The sequence below is a fragment of the Exiguobacterium sp. SH31 genome, from assembly GCF_001816105.1.
In the GTDB taxonomy this organism is placed as follows: Bacteria; Bacillota; Bacilli; order Exiguobacteriales; family Exiguobacteriaceae; genus Exiguobacterium; species Exiguobacterium aurantiacum_A.
In genome coordinates this window covers 1-15,061 of sequence record NZ_LYTG01000090.1, presented here as the reverse complement: position 1 = coordinate 15,061, position 15,061 = coordinate 1, and the positions used below count along the sequence as shown (strand labels likewise).

General features: G+C 53.3%; 13 protein-coding genes. 8 read left to right on the top strand and 5 right to left on the bottom strand.

Features of this window, described 5'->3' with window-relative positions; all coding sequences use genetic code 11:
* The first annotated feature begins 203 nt into the window (after positions 1-203).
* Both A6395_RS12365 and A6395_RS12360 read left to right on the top strand, forming a co-directional pair.
* Positions 204-1,988, top strand: a complete 1,785-nt coding sequence (locus A6395_RS12365; protein WP_071399254.1) for a glycoside hydrolase family 13 protein — start codon at positions 204-206, stop codon at positions 1,986-1,988.
* A gap of 158 nt (positions 1,989-2,146) precedes the next feature.
* Complete coding sequence (locus A6395_RS12360; protein WP_071399253.1) at positions 2,147-3,505, top strand: MATE family efflux transporter; 1,359 nt, start codon at positions 2,147-2,149, stop codon at positions 3,503-3,505.
* Between the two features lie 35 nt (positions 3,506-3,540).
* Here A6395_RS12360 and A6395_RS12355 read toward each other — a convergent pair whose 3' ends face one another.
* Positions 3,541-4,278 (bottom strand): enoyl-CoA hydratase/isomerase family protein, encoded by a 738-nt coding sequence (locus tag A6395_RS12355; RefSeq protein WP_071399252.1) that lies wholly within the window; start codon positions 4,276-4,278, stop codon positions 3,541-3,543.
* 153 nt (positions 4,279-4,431) lie between these two features.
* On the opposite strand from A6395_RS12355, the gene ybaK reads away from it, so the two are divergent.
* The 6 genes from ybaK to A6395_RS12325 all read left to right on the top strand — a co-directional run bounded on the left by ybaK (position 4,432) and on the right by A6395_RS12325 (position 9,673).
* The gene (gene ybaK, locus A6395_RS12350) at positions 4,432-4,896 is read left to right on the top strand and encodes a Cys-tRNA(Pro) deacylase (RefSeq protein WP_084813064.1); all 465 of its coding nucleotides are present in this window, start codon (positions 4,432-4,434) and stop codon (positions 4,894-4,896) included.
* Positions 4,897-4,915: 19 nt separating this feature from the next.
* The gene (pssA, locus tag A6395_RS12345; RefSeq protein WP_071399250.1) at positions 4,916-5,614 is read left to right on the top strand and encodes a CDP-diacylglycerol--serine O-phosphatidyltransferase; all 699 of its coding nucleotides are present in this window, start codon (positions 4,916-4,918) and stop codon (positions 5,612-5,614) included.
* A gap of 90 nt (positions 5,615-5,704) precedes the next feature.
* Positions 5,705-6,454: a carotenoid biosynthesis protein gene (locus A6395_RS12340; protein WP_071399249.1), complete on the top strand. Its 750-nt coding sequence runs from the start codon at positions 5,705-5,707 to the stop codon at positions 6,452-6,454.
* On the top strand, positions 6,420-7,118 hold the full coding sequence (locus A6395_RS12335) for a lysophospholipid acyltransferase family protein (RefSeq protein WP_071399248.1): 699 nt from the start codon (positions 6,420-6,422) through the stop codon (positions 7,116-7,118). Before A6395_RS12340 ends, A6395_RS12335 begins: the two co-directional genes overlap by 35 nt.
* Complete coding sequence (locus A6395_RS12330; protein WP_071399247.1) at positions 7,115-8,182, top strand: glycosyltransferase family 2 protein; 1,068 nt, start codon at positions 7,115-7,117, stop codon at positions 8,180-8,182. The genes A6395_RS12335 and A6395_RS12330 overlap by 4 nt, the downstream gene beginning before the upstream one ends.
* 24 nt (positions 8,183-8,206) lie before the next feature.
* Complete coding sequence (locus A6395_RS12325) at positions 8,207-9,673, top strand: phytoene desaturase family protein (RefSeq protein ID WP_071399246.1); 1,467 nt, start codon at positions 8,207-8,209, stop codon at positions 9,671-9,673.
* Positions 9,674-10,142: 469 nt separating this feature from the next.
* Here the strand turns inward: A6395_RS12325 and A6395_RS12320 are convergent, their stop codons facing one another.
* From A6395_RS12320 to A6395_RS12305, 4 genes are all read right to left on the bottom strand, one after another.
* Positions 10,143-10,982, bottom strand: a complete 840-nt coding sequence (locus A6395_RS12320; RefSeq protein WP_071399245.1) for a phytoene/squalene synthase family protein — start codon at positions 10,980-10,982, stop codon at positions 10,143-10,145.
* Positions 10,951-12,429 carry a phytoene desaturase family protein gene (locus A6395_RS12315; protein WP_071399244.1) on the bottom strand — a complete coding sequence of 493 codons (1,479 nt, stop codon included), beginning with the start codon at positions 12,427-12,429 and terminating at the stop codon, positions 10,951-10,953. Before A6395_RS12315 ends, A6395_RS12320 begins: the two co-directional genes overlap by 32 nt.
* Complete coding sequence (locus A6395_RS12310) at positions 12,426-13,919, bottom strand: phytoene desaturase family protein (RefSeq protein ID WP_071399243.1); 1,494 nt, start codon at positions 13,917-13,919, stop codon at positions 12,426-12,428. The genes A6395_RS12315 and A6395_RS12310 overlap by 4 nt, the downstream gene beginning before the upstream one ends.
* Positions 13,920-14,023: 104 nt before the next feature.
* A complete protein-coding gene (locus A6395_RS12305; protein ID WP_071399242.1) occupies positions 14,024-15,025 on the bottom strand; it encodes a class I SAM-dependent methyltransferase in 1,002 nt (333 codons plus the stop codon).
* Between the last annotated feature and the right edge of the window lie 36 nt (positions 15,026-15,061).

Below are 15,061 nucleotides of genomic sequence, written 5' to 3'. Positions count from 1 at the left end.
GATTTTTTCTCGTAGGTATCCCATTTATCTCTTTTTCAACTTTTATGTGTTCAATTGTTCAATAATTGTCGTGAACAGTGATTGACAAAATGTAAACGCTTTATTACCCTTTGCTTGAGCAAACGTTTTCGCAACTGTCATTTCTTTTCGGAACAGACAGTGTAAAATGGTTACAATCCCAATCGAGAAAGGAACGATTTCACTTGATCAAAGAAGCTATTTATCATCGCGCTATGTCCCCTTTCGTTTATAAATACGACCGGGAAACGATTCATATTCGGTTTCATACGAAAAGAAATGATATCCAATCTATTGACTTAATTTGGAATGATCCATACGACTGGCATTCTGAAGACCCAGCGATGTGGAACTTTGACCCGGACAAGCCGAGCTACTGGCGCACGTTCGAGACACCTATGGAACGAATCGGCCACGACGACCAATACGACTACTGGTTCATCGCAATCAAGCCGCCGTTCCGTCGCCTCCGTTACGGGTTCCGGCTCCATGACGGCAACGAGACGGCCGTCTATACGGAAAAAGGCTGGTTCGAAGATAAACCGCTCGACGATACGGGTTATTACTTCTGTGTCCCGTTCATCAACCCGATCGACATCTTCCACGCCCCGTCATGGGTCAAGGACACGGTCTGGTATCAAATCTTCCCTGACCGGTTCGCGAACGGCGACGCGTCACTCGATCCTGAAGGGACGCTCGCATGGAACAGCACTGAGCCAACGATCACAAACTTCTTCGGTGGCGACTTCCAAGGCATCATCGACCATATGGACCACATCGTCGAACTCGGGATCACCGGCATTTACTTCTGCCCGATCTTCAAAGCGACGACGAACCATAAATACGACACGCTTGATTATATGGAAATCGACCCGCAGTTCGGGACGAAAGAGCAGTTCAAACAATTGGTCGACTTGCTTCATGAGAACGGGATCAAAGTCATGCTCGATGCGGTGTTCAATCACGTCGGCTACAACCATCCTTGGTTCTTAGACGTCGTCGAGAACGGGCCTCATTCCGAGTATCGCGACTGGTTCTACCTCCGCGACTTCCCGATTGAGACGGCACCGAAGCCGAACTACGATACGTTCGCTTTCGAGAAGAACATGCCGAAGATCAACACCGAACACCCGGCGTTGAAAGCTTATCTATTAGATGTAGCCCGTTATTGGGTCGAAGAGTTCGGCATCGACGGTTGGCGCCTAGACGTCGCGAACGAGGTCGACCACGCGTTCTGGCGTGACTTCCGTCGCACTGTAAAAGAAGCGAATCCCGAAGCTTACATCCTCGGTGAGATTTGGCACGATGCCCAACCGTGGCTTCAAGGCGACCAGTTCGATGCGGTCATGAACTATCCGTTCACGAACGCGAGCTTAAACTACTTCGCGCTCGATCGGACGACGGCGTCGGAGTTCCGTGACGAGTTGACGCGCGTCGAGATGATGAACACGATGAACGTGAACGAAGTGACGTTCAACTTGATCGACTCTCACGACACCCCACGAGCCCTCACTCGGGCAAAAGGGCATAAAGGGAAGTTCAAACTCCTCATGACCTCGATGCTCACGTATACGGGTAGTCCATGTATTTACTATGGTGATGAGATCGGGCTCGAAGGCGAGCAAGATCCGGGTTGCCGCCGCTGCATGCCGTGGGACGAGGCCGAGGAAGACCGTGACTTGTTCCGCTTCGTCCAGAAGTTGATCCAGCTCCGCAAAGATCATCCGGTGCTCGCGAACGGCGGATCGTACCGGTTCAACCTCGTCGATGATGAAGACAACGCCCTCATCGTCGAACGGAGCTCGAAAGACGAGACGTATTTGATTTACTTCAATAACTCAGATACGGTGTCTACGCTCAACCCACTCTGGCATACAGGTGGTGCCCACGATTTACTCAACGACCGGGACGTAGACTCGCTCGAACTTGAACTCGCACCGTATAGCGTTTCCATTTTGAAACTGAAATGACGACGTTTGACCACCCATTTGCTTGGGTGGTTATTTTTGTTGGAAATAATTTAGTGAACCCCCTTTCTTTTTCATTTCAAAAGGAGTAACATGACCATTGTAATTTTTAAAAGATAAATATTTCATATAAAGAATTTTTAAACAAAAGGGGAACATTCATGCCAACCAAAGATACCGAACAGCTCAGTCTATTTAAAATCTCGTGGCCGATCTTCATCGAGCTCGCGCTCCACATGGGTACCGGGATCATCGCCACGCTCATGCTCGCCCAGTATTCCGATGCCGCCGCTTCAGCGGTCGGCGTCGCCAACCAATTGTTGAACGTTTTTTTGATCGTCTTTAGCGTCACCTCGGTCGGTGCGACGATCTTGATCGGCCAGGCAATCGGTGCCGGTCGGATGAAGAAGAGCCGGGACTTTGCCCGCTCTGCCGTCAGCTTGAACATGTGGCTCGGCGTCGTCATGGTCGTCGTCGTCTTCTTGTTCGGCGAGACGTTCCTTCGCTTGTTCGGCCTGTCGGATGAACTGTTCGACTACGGCCTATTGTTCTTACAAATCGTCGGCTTATCGCTCTTCACCGAAGCGCTCATCATGGCGCTCAGCGCGGTGTTGCGCAGTCATGGTATGACGAAACACGCCATGCTCGCGACGCTTTTGATCGATGTCATCACGGCAGTAGGAGCCATGCTCGCCGTGACAGGCTGGTTCGGTCTCCCGGTGACGGGTGTCGCCGGTGTCGCCTGGGCCATCGTCATCGCTCGTTTTTCGGCCATGGTGCTGTTGTTTTGGATCGTCAAACGCCGCCTCATGATGCGTTTCCCGATCAAAGAGTTGATCCGTCCAAAACGCGATGATATTCAAGCACTCTTACAAATCGGTGTTCCGTCGGCAGGAGAGAACTTGTCGTACCAGTTTTCACAAATTGTCATCACCGGCTTCATCGCGACGATGGGTGACGCCTCGCTCGCCGCTCGCGTTTACGTGATGAACTTATCGATGCTCGCATTTTTGTTCACGGTCGCCGTCGCCCAAGGGACACAGCTATTGATTGCCCGCGACGTCGGCGGGAAGCGGTTCAAAGAGGCGTATGCTCGGGCGGTCCGGACGTTGAAGATCGCCATGTTCTCTTCGCTCGTCGCCTCACTCGGCCTCGCCGTGTTCGGGAAATCCTTGCTCGGCTTGTTCACGTCGAACCCGGACATCATCGCCGTCGGTATCCCGATCCTATGGGCGACGCTCATTCTTGAGCCGGGTCGCGCCATGAACATCGTTCTGATGGGGTCACTCAAGTCGGTCGGAGACGTTCGCTTCCCGGTCATGATTGGGATTGCCTCGATGTGGGGCGTCGCGGTCGTCTTCAGTTACTTGTTCGGGATTCAAATGGGACTCGGTGTGCTCGGGATTTGGCTTGCGTTCTCGCTCGACGAGTGGTTCCGCGGCTTCTTCGCTTTCCGACGCTGGAAGTACGGCAAGTGGCAACAAAAAGGCTTCCAGTTCGAAGCCAAACCATCCTCGTGAACGAATAAGGGAAGCGGTCAACACGACCGCTTCCCTTATTTTTTACTTAAAAATGCTTGCATCGCCCGTTGATGAACCTCGGTCTTGCCGCATTCCCGTTGCCAGTGGATCTCTTGCGCGAGCCCGTCTTCAAACGATGACTCGCGAAGGAGTGCCTTCATCCCTTGTACGGCCGTCGGTGATTTTGCCGCGAGCGTCTCGGCGTAGGCCGTGAGACGGGCAAGATACGCCTCATCCTCGATGAGTTCAGTGACAAGCCCGAACGCTTCAGCTTGTTCGGCGTCGATCGTGCTGCCGCTCCACATCCAATCGAGCGCGACGTCTTGGCGCATCAAACGACGCAAATGATATGGACCGCCGGCGTCGGCAACGAGGCCGATCTTGATGAACGCCGAGCTGAACTTCGTCGAACGGGCGACGAGGCGAACGTCGGCCGCAAGCGCCAGACTGAGTCCTGCGCCAGCGACGACACCGTGGATGCCGGCAATGACTGGCTTCCGGCAATCCGAGAGTGCCCGGACGAGCGGATGGTAGACGTCCTCTAAATACGTGCCATAATCGGCGTCACTCTCAATCGTCAAGTCTTGACCGGACGAGAAGGCGCGCCCTTCCCCGATCAGTACGATGACCCGGACCGATTCGTCGGCTTCAAGTTGTTCGAGCGCCTGTCTCGCTTCGCGCAACAACGTCTCATTCAGCGCGTTCAACTTTTCCGGACGGTTCCATTTGAGCCAGCCTACCCCGTTGTGTCGTTCCAATTGAATTGTTTCCATGAAATAATCCCCCTTTAAAAAAATGAATCACTGTTCATTTCTCTATCGGCCATTCTGTTTCCTTCCTGACACCAAAACTTTTCAAGTTCGATTGCCCGACGCTACCACTATTTGCTATTCTTAGGGGAGTCGTTCAACGAAAGGGTGGGACTGGTGCAACTGACGAATGCCGCAAGACAATTAAAACAACGGAACATCCCGTTCACTTATCTGTCTTATGTAGTGGATGAGTCCGATGTCTCCGCAAAACATGTCGCCGCATCACTCGATAAGCCGCTCGACCAACTGTATAAGACGATTTGCCTCGAGAACGAGCAGCGGAAGTACGCCTTCTTCCTCATCTCAGGAGATTTAGATATCGATTTAAAGGCGGCCGCTAAAGCGTGGGGCGCGAAGAAAGCGTCGCCCGTCCCGATGAAAGAGCTTGAAACGCTGACCGGCTACATCCGTGGCGGTGTCTCACCGATCGGAGCGAAAAAGCGTTTCCCCGTCTTCTTGCATGACAGCGCGAAACAAAAAGACAAGATTATCATCTCGGCCGGAAAACGCGGCTATCAGATCGAATTAACACCGGACGACTTGATCCGCTTCACGGACGGCCGCTGGTTCACTCAATGACAAAGATGGAGGCAATACTATGTGGAAAGAACGGATCCGATCGTGGGTTCCTAACTCATTTACATTCGGTAACTTATTTTGTGGTGTCCTCGCTATCGTCTACGCCGCGCGTGGCGATTTCTCGAATGCGACACTCCTGATCATCATCGCGATGATGCTCGACAGCCTCGACGGCCGTCTCGCCCGTATGCTCGGGGTAGACGGTGACTTCGGAAAAGAGCTTGATTCGCTCGCTGACGTCGTCACGTTCGGCGTTGCTCCGGCGCTGCTCGCTTACTATACGTTCTTTATCGATTACGGAAACTACGGGCTCTTCTTTGCCGCCCTATTCCCGCTCTTCGGCGCCTATCGCCTAGCCCGGTTCAACTTGTCGGCGACGAACGTCACGGCCAGCTATTTCTCAGGCGTTCCGATCACGGCAGCCGGTGGACTGCTCGCTGTCGTAACGACGTTTGGCGACCGCGTCAACGAACTGCTCACCCCGATCTTCTTTACCGGTCTCGCCTTGCTCATGGTGAGCCGGGTTCGTATTCCGAGTTTTAAAGACGTGCCGTTGCCGCGTCACTCGTTCATCATCACGTTCAGTCTCGTCTATTTGACGTATATGACGTTCGCAAGGTGGCAGGAATGGCCGACATTTTGGTTCATCGCCATCCCGTTCTACATCTTGTTCATCGCTTTCTCATTTGTGAAAAAACGGAAGCGCATGGCGAATTGATGAGTCCCTCTAGCAGGGGCTCTTTTTTTGTGCATGCATTCATTAGACGGATGTCGAAAACCTCTTTAGAATAGAAGGTGAGGTGATTTGATGAAAGTGTATCCATGGATTTGGAAATTATTTTTAGTTTGGTACGTCGTCGGCGTTGTTCTCGTCGGCTTTGATTTACTGCCGAGTTGGCTCGAATGGGCGAACCCGGTCTTCTTATGGCTAGCCGGCCTCATCGGAGGATTTGTCATCGCGGACGGAGTCCGTCACGCCCGTTTCATCGTGCCGTTCATCTTTTTCGGCTCGATCGCCGTCGAGACGCTCGGTGTCAAAACCGGGTTCCCGTTCAGCGAGTATATTTACGCTGAAGCGTTCGGTCCGACCGTGTTCGGCGTACCGGTCACGATTGGTGCAGCGTGGCTCGCCGTCATCGGCGCGAGCTTCGCTGTCGCCCGCCTGTTCGCGTTCAAGCGACGGACACTCTGGCTCGTCCCATTTTTGGCGGTCTGGTTAGACATGGCGATCGATCCGGTCGCAGCCAACGTGAAAGGCTACTGGGAATGGGCAAATGATGGTCTCTATTATGACATCCCGACGCAAAACTTCGTCGGATGGTTCGGACTGTCGCTCATCTTCTCATGGTTACTCGACCGCTTCGAAGTCGAAGCGGAGCCGACTTTACTTATGCACGGACGTTACTTGTTCGTCATGCTTCACGCCTTGTTCGGCGTCACCGCGGTCAACGCCGGTCTTTACGGAATCGGTGTGCTAAGTCTTGTAACGGCAAGTGTCATCTATTTGGAACGGAGGTTGCGTCATGATCGAAGCGAACAAAAAGAAATGGTTCAGTAACATCTTTTCAACGTTCGTCAAAGAACGCCAGATCCGACCGTCCTTTCACACGATCAACGTTCGGGCTGATGACGTTCCGACACCGGGCCTCTTTTTAAGCACACACAGCTCGTGGTGGGACGGACTCATCTTGCTCATGTTGAACGAGTACTATTTACGGCACGACGTTCACGTCCTGATGGATGAGGACGGATTGCGACGCTTTCCGTTCTTCCGTCACTTAGGCGCCTTTTCAATCAAAAAAGGGAAGTTATCCGACGTTCGCGCTTCTCTCAACTATGCCAATCAGCTTTTGTCCGTCGGGAAATCGGTGTGGGTGTTCCCGCAAGGCCGCGAATACCCGCAAGAGCACCGGCCGCTTGAGATTGGGGCCGGTGCGACGATGCTACTCGCAAAACCTGAGGTCCGGCTTTGTGCCATCTACTACGCGTTCGCGTCGCATGCGTCCCCGGTCGTCTACGTCCGGTTCCGGACCCATACCGTCGTCTCGACGACACGCCGGGAGCAAAAGCAAGAGCTCGCGAAAGCGCTCGAACGGCTCTATGACGACACGCGCGCCGATGTGATCGCTCAGTCGGACCGGTACATTTCGTTGTTCCCGCCACGACGCGGGCTCGCCGACTGGACGGAGCACTTGCTCACCATCGGGAGGAGGCAACGATGATTCTATTCGTGCTCACTGGACTCATGTTTCTCTTCACGTTGGTCAACTTGGCATTTCTTCGTCCGCTCACGGCCCCAATCTCAGTGCCGCCGACCGCAATTTGCATTCCGCTCCGCAACGAGGAGCGGAACGTCCCGAAATTGATCAACAGTTTAAAGCCGGCCCTCACCGCCGGCTGTCACGTCTACTTATATGAGGATCGCTCTGAGGACGGCACGTACGACGCGCTCGTGCGGGAAATCGCCTCGGACGACCGGTTCACGATCTTGCGCGGTGTGCCGCTCACCGACGGCTGGTCTGGAAAAGTACACGCCTGTCATCAATTGGCGACGCAGACCCGTGAGCCTTACTTATTGTTTCTCGATGCCGATGTGACCATCGATCCGAGCTTCGTCGGCCGCATGCACGGAACGCTCGTCCGGGAAGGCGCCGTCTTTTTATCCGGCTTCCCCCGCTTTCCGACGCCGACGTGGCTCGGTAAACTGCTCATTCCGATGCAACACGTCTTGATCGCCCAGCACTTGCCGCTGTTTTGGCGAAAAGTGAGACATCCCGCCTTCGCCGCCGCGAACGGGATGAACGTCTTGGTCGAACGGGCTAGTTACGAGGAAGTCGGCGGTCACGCCTCGATCCACGACTCCCTGATTGATGATATCGATTTATGCCGCGAATTTAAGCGCCGTAAAAAAGTGACGTCGCTCGTCAACGTCTCGCCTTATATCACATGCGATATGTATGCGACGAACGAGGAAGTCTGGAACGGGTTTTCAAAAAACGTATTCAAGGGAATGAATGAAGCAGTGGGCATCGCCCTTTATTTTTCCCTTTACTACGGCGTCCAGTTATCGGCGTTCGTCTTCCTGCTCATCCGACCAGACTGGATGTCGCTCGGAGCGAGCCTGTTCGTCTTGTTCGCACGGCTAGCCATCGACTTGAAGTCGGGCGGGCGCCATTTTTGGCTCCATCCGTTCAGTCTGGTTGCCTACCTCGTCCTACTCACGAGCGCGGTCGTCCGAAAATGGAGACGAAAACCGATCACTTGGAAAGGCCGGATGTATCATTAGAAAATCGTTAGGAGGCGCATTGCAATGAAACAAATCGCTATTATCGGGGCCGGTCTCGGAGGCCTAAGCGCCGCCGTCACACTAGCGGCTCGCGGGTACGATGTGACCGTCATCGAAAAAAATGAACACGTCGGTGGTAAGCTCATGCCGATCATCACGGACGGTCACCGCTTCGACTTCGGGCCAAACACGATCACGATGCCGGACGTGTTCCGTTCCGTCATCCGGAACAGCGGGGCCAACCCAGAGGATTATTTTGAACTCGTCAAACTCGACTCGCATACCGTCAATCACTTCTCCGACGGGTCGACGTTCACGTTCCACTCCGAACGGGAACAAATGGAAGCTGAAGTCCGGCGCTTGACCGGTGACAAAGCCGACAAAAATCAATTGGCGGCGTACTTGGACGAGGCTGAAAAGCTATTTGAGATTGCCAACAATCGTTTCTTCACTCGAATGGACACAAAAATCGATACCGGTCTTTGGGCCGATATGATGAAAGTCCATCCGCTTAAGAGTTTGCACGCGCTCCATAAAAAATATTTTAAAGATCCCCGCATCATCCAAGCACTCGACCGTTACGCGACGTATATCGGCAGCAGCCCTTACGTCACGCCCGGCACGTTCGCCTTGATCTCACATCTCGAGTTGAACGATGGCGTCTATTTCGCCAAAGGCGGGAACTGGACGATTGCCAAAGGTTTCGCCAAACGCGCGAGCGAGCTCGGTGTCGAGTTTCGACTCGGCCATGAAGTCACAAAGATTGAAGTGATGAACGGTAAGGCGCATGCTGTCGTCATCGACCATGAAGAAGTCATGTCTTGCGATGCCGTCCTTTTGAACGGGGAACTGCTGACCCAATATCCTCGGCTCGTCGATGCGGTCCATCGTCCCTCGTTCCCGGTACCGACCCGGGATACGGTCGAGCCATCCGTCTCTGCTTTCGTCATGATGGTCGGACTGAACAAACATCTAAATCTCGCTCATCATAACGTCTACTTCTCGGACGATTACGAGGCTGAGTTCCGTGCCTTGTTCGACGAAGAACGCTACGCTGACGAGCCAACGATCTACATCTCGAACTCGTCCTACACCGACCCGTCCATGGGTGAGGCCGGGGACAATCTGTTCATCCTCGTCAACGCTCCGGCCCACTTGACCGACATCGATGCCGAGACGTATGAACATTTGATTCGTCGACGGCTGCGCACATTCGGCGTCGACTGGGACGATGCTGACGTCTTGTTCCACCGTCGCGTGACTCCGCTTGACTTGACGCGTGATTTTTATGCGTATTACGGCTCGTTGTACGGAACGTCGGCAAACTCGAAAAAAGGTGCGTTTTTCCGTCCGGCTTCGCGCTCGAAAGACGTCTCGAACATCTGGTTCGCGGGTGGATCGACCCACCCTGGAGGCGGTAGCCCAATGGTGACGCTTTCAGGACAGTTCGCTGCTCGTTCGATGTTGGAGGACATACCTCTGACAATTTGAACATTTTGTGAACAGAAGATTCGACACTTGTCGACAAGTCACAGACGTGATAACATCATATCGAGTTCAAGCAGTATTGTAACGTTTGTTACACCTGTAGCGATCGAATGGCTTCCCCGAGCCAATCGCGTTTTGAACTTGTCACACCCGAGAAAAAAGTGATGAGCGAGTTTCCCCACTCGTTTCCCGCTGCTGGAATAGCATGCGTCTGATGTTCCCCCTTAGTCCATCAAGCATCCTACTTCAGCGAAGATGCCCCATCGTTACATTCCCCATGAAACGAGGCACATCTTTAGGGTTCATCACGTCCGATTCGTTCGTTTCCCCGATGAACGGATCACATAACGCTTACGCCACTTTTGGTCCCCCGCCAAAAGTGGTTTTTTTTGTATCTAAAAAGCCTGCAGACGATGTCTACAGGCTCGAGTATGTTCAGCAAAAGACTCGATTGCTCGCAATCGGGTCTCTTTCAAAGTCTTGCTAACAGCTTTCCTTTTTGAAGTGTCGATACGTAAGCGCGCTTCGTAAAGACATCATGGTCGTTACTTCGGGCTGCGTCTAATATGCCTTCATAGAGGAGCGCCGCTGCTTGGACCGGCTTTCGGCTCGTCACTGGGTACAAGTGATGCGTCTCACGGGCACTGCGGTATAGCGTCTCCGCTCGGGTGGCCATCGTCTCCCACACTTTCACGAACTGAGGCGTCACTTTCCGTTCGAACAGGTCGGTCTCTGACATCTCGTGTTGCGCTAAGAGCGTGCGCGGTACATAAATCCGGTCCCGATCCAAGTCCTCACCGATGTCGCGAAGGATGTTCGTCAACTGCATGGCGATGCCGAGGTCGATCGCGCCTTGCTTCAGTTGTTGTCGCGCTTCCATGTTCGCGTCCGGGACAAGGATTGGTAACAACATCAAACCTACGGTGCTAGCCGCGTAATAGCCGTACTGCTCCGTCTCTTCAAGCGTCGCGTAGCGTGTCTTATGTAAATCCCACTTCATCCCTTCCGCTAACTCGAAGAACGGCTCGACGTCCATGTCATAGCGCTGCCAAACGTCACGTAAAGCAATCCAAAGAGCGCCGTCTGGGTCGTTACCGGCTAAAAAGCGGTCGAACTCCGCCAGAAATGCGGTCAAACTTTCCTCAGGATACGCTGACTCGTCGACCGCATCGTCTAACGTCCGGCAAAACGTATAGACCGCAGCGACAGCCTGGCGGTCCGGTTTTGAAAGCAGGGAGAAGGCCCGATAAAACGTGAGCGAGCCTTTCTTCATCACTTCTTCACATTGACGATACGCTTCTTGCCTCGTCATGGTACAATGCCCCCATTTCTTCTTCCATTCTTTTCACTAACAACTGTGAGCCGATCATCACGATCGGGACACCACCGCATGGATGTACGGAGGCACCGACGGCATAGAGGCGATCGATTTGAGCGTATGGACGGGCTTGCGGCTTGAATGCGGCCGACTGTGAAAGTTTCGGGGCAATCCCAAAGCTCCCGCCTTCGAACAACCCGAACCGTTCCGCATCCATCGGTGTCCGGACTTTCATCTCGATGACACGGTCTCTAAATTCAGGGACCATCCCTTCGATCCGGGACACGAGATGTTCAATCGCCCCGCTCTGTTCAAAATCTTGTCGCTCTAACTTGCGCGGTACCGGCACAAGGACATAAAGCACACTCGTCCCAACTGGTGCGAGCGTCGAATCGATGAGCGATGGATTGAACGTATACATCGCCGGATACTTGCTCAGTTTACCATCTTCAAAGATCGTACGCATCGACCCGGCAAAGTCGTTTGGCAAATCGAACTGATGGACCGGGAGTTCGATCTTGCCGTCCACCGTGAAATAGAGGAGCAACGTGCCGCTCGACGGTTCGTACGCTTTCGGCTTGATTCCATCGATCAGACGTTCCATGAGCGGAAAATCTCCATTGACGATGACCGCATCATACGGATGAGGGACTCCATCGACGACGACGGCGTTGGCGCGGCCGTCTTGGACGCGGACGCGGTCTACTGGCGTGTTCAACTTGAACGTGACGCCCCGTTTCTTCAGCTCTTGTTCTAACTTCGTCGCAAGCGAAAAATATCCTCCTCGTACGTACCAGATTCCTTCCTCTTGCTCGCGATATGGGATCAAGCCGTACAGAGACGGCGTCTCATAGGGATTGCCGCCGATGTAGAGCGTCTGCAGACTATAGGCGACCCGGAGCCGCTCATCTTTAAAGAACCGCTTCATGTTCTCATGAGCCGATTCATACGCTTTCAGGCGCATGAGCAACATGAGCAGTCTCGGCTCGAACAAGTCGGTCTTACCTTTATAGCCACGGTTTAAAAACGTGTCAAAACCGATTTTGTATTCTTCGCGCTTTTGCCCCATGTAGCGACGGAACGATTCGCCTTCGCCGAAAAATCGTTCAATCTCTTCGGCTTGACGATCGATGTCGTGATATTTATGAAACGTCGTCCCATCTTCGTAACGAAGGCGATAGAGCGGATCGACTTCGAGCAGTTCGAGTTCCTGTTCGGGAAACCCTGCTTCTTGTAGTTGGCTCTTCAGCTTGCTCGGCAGCAAGACGATTGTCGGTCCTTCGTCGATACGAGCACCATTCTCAAACTCGACATAGTTGAGGCGCCCACCGACCCGGTCCTCTTTCTCATAAATCGTCACTTGGGTCGATGGATGCTTATGAGTCCATAGCAAGGCGGCGTAAAGCGACCCGATACCGGCACCAACGAAACTGATGTTCATCGCCCGACACCCGCCCGGTCCCGAAGCAAGTTGGCCGTGATTCGTGCCGATTCAAAAATCGTCGGCAGTCCGCTTCCTGGATGCGTCCCTCCGCCGACGAGCCAGACATGGTCGAGCTCTTCGAACTGATTGTGTGGACGGAAGTACATCATTTGCGACAAGTTATGTCCAAGGTTGAACGTTGCCCCTTCATAGACTCCAAACGCTTCCCAATCGTTCGGGGTGAGCGCCTGCATCACTTCGATATGGTCTCGGACGTTTCTGTAAGGCGAACGTGTCTCGAGTGCGTCCAACACACTCTCCGTCATCTTCGCCTGAAGCGTCTCCCATGGGAGGTTTGATAAATTATTCGGCACCGGTACGAGTACGTAGAGCGACGACTTGCCTGCTGGCGCGAGCGTCGGGTCGATCCGTGACGCGTTTTGGACGTAGAACGAGAAGTCCTCACTCAGCTTCAAGTCTTGCGTCATCTCTTTGACGTTACGCTCATAATCATCCGCAAAGTGAATCGAATGGTGGCCGACCTCATCATAGACGCGATCGAGTCCGAGGTAGAGCATGAACGTCGAGCAAGAATAGCGCTTTTTCTTCAACTGTTTCGGACTCCAGCGCGTGAGTGTATCGCTCGGTACGAGCGTCGTCATCGCATGGGCAAAATCCGCCCCGACGATGACTTCGTCAAACGCGTAATGGACGTTGTCCGCCACGAGTCCGTTGACACGTTTCCCGTCGAGCAATAGACGGTCGACCGCTTCACCTAACCGGATCGTCCCGCCTTCTTCCTCGATGACACGGGCCATCGCCGAACAAAGTTGGTTCACTCCGCCGATCGGGTGATGGACGCCGTACGCGTGTTCCATATAAGACAAGATTGAGAAACCGCCCGGACAGTCCCAAGCCGACATCCCGAGGTACTTCGCTTGGAACGTGAACGAGTATTTAAGTTCTTCACTTGTAAAGTACTCAGACAGCACGTCGTATAGCGATTTTCCGATCGAGAGGAACGGCAGTGCCTTCAAGACGCGTGTCGACACGTAATCCGTCAGCTTATCATGGGCGGTTTGGAGCACCGGCATGAGCTTCGATAGTTTGACCGCCTGGTCTGCCATGAACCGGTCATACCCTTCACCGTTACCGGGGAACATCTCTTCAATCGATTGGCGCATCTGGTCGCGGTCGGTCGTCATCGATAGCACGCTTTGTCCGCGATCAAAATAAAGATCGTACATCGGTTCTAATCGCTTCATATCGACATAATCAGCCAAATCCCGCCCCGTCTCTTCGAACATTTCTTCAAGAATATATGGCATATTCAAAAAAGTCGGGCCACGATCGAACGCGAACTCCCCGACTTGCAGACGTGACGTCCGTCCACCGACAAACGGTTGTTTCTCAAATACGGTTACATTCACACCACGGCTCGACAAGATCATTGCGGCAGCAAGCCCGCCTGGCCCGGCACCGATCACTGCGACTCTTTTTTCCGACACGTTGAACAACTCCCTATGTGAAAAGTCTCTTATGCTTCTATTCTATTATAGAAATGACTGGAGACAAGTTCAAATCTGAATCGGTTCGCTGTGCGCTGTATGCTTCAATCTCCACGTTCGGCGATGACGATATACCAAGATCCTTCCGGAATAAACGGAATGAAACGTATTTTCTCAAAGCCGACCTGTTCCAATTGCCGGCGCAACTGACGAGTCGTCGGGAGTGGATGGAGGTTATCGTGGAGCGTCATGAACGCATTGAACGCCGAAGCGAAGCGGGCGCCGAGCGGTGACTCCGCGAGCGGCGTGACGAGAACGGCGACACCTGCCGTATCGAGATTGCTGAGCATCCGCTCTAACAGTCCGATCCGCTGCTCGGGCGAAAAGTAGTAAAGCATATTGTTCATCATGACGGCATCGAACCGCTCGTCGTGATCCCATTCCATGAAATCGGCCACTTCGTAACGAATCTCACCCGTCTCATCTTGCTCACGTGCCTCTTCGACGACTTCTTGTTCGAGGTCGATGCCGGTCAACTTCCAATCCGGCTCAAGACTATGGAGTTTTCGCAAATAGCCCCCGTGGCCGCAACCGATATCAAGCATCGTCTTGACGTCCGCTTGGCGGAGCAGCTGTTGGACGACCGGGAAAGCGACCGTTTCGACGAGCGTCGACGTTTGAGCGACGACTTTCCCGTGTGTCGCACCGTCGAACGTATTCTGTTTGCCGGACTCTAAAAAGTCTGGGTAGGCGATGAGTGCCGGGATATGAAGTTCCATCATCTCTTGAAGCATGAACCCGATGCTGCGCTCGTCTTTGAGCGAGAGTTGATACTTCAAGCTACGTGTCGGAAAATAACGCCACCCTTTCTTCTTCAAGTGGCGAACGGCGACGCCAACTTCTAGCCAACGCTCGAGTGCGAGTTTCGTGAGCGGCTGCTTCAAGCGCAGCGTCATTTCAGCGAAGCTCGCCCCGCCTTGAAGCGCGTCGAACAATCCGTATTTGTAGCCGATGTAGCCGTGCCATAACGGCAAGAACGATTCGGTTTGCTTCATCCATCTACGCGCATGTAGTACACGCGACCATTCATTCATTTGTTGATCCATTGTTTCACCTCATCATCGTTATCACTGATTTTTTTA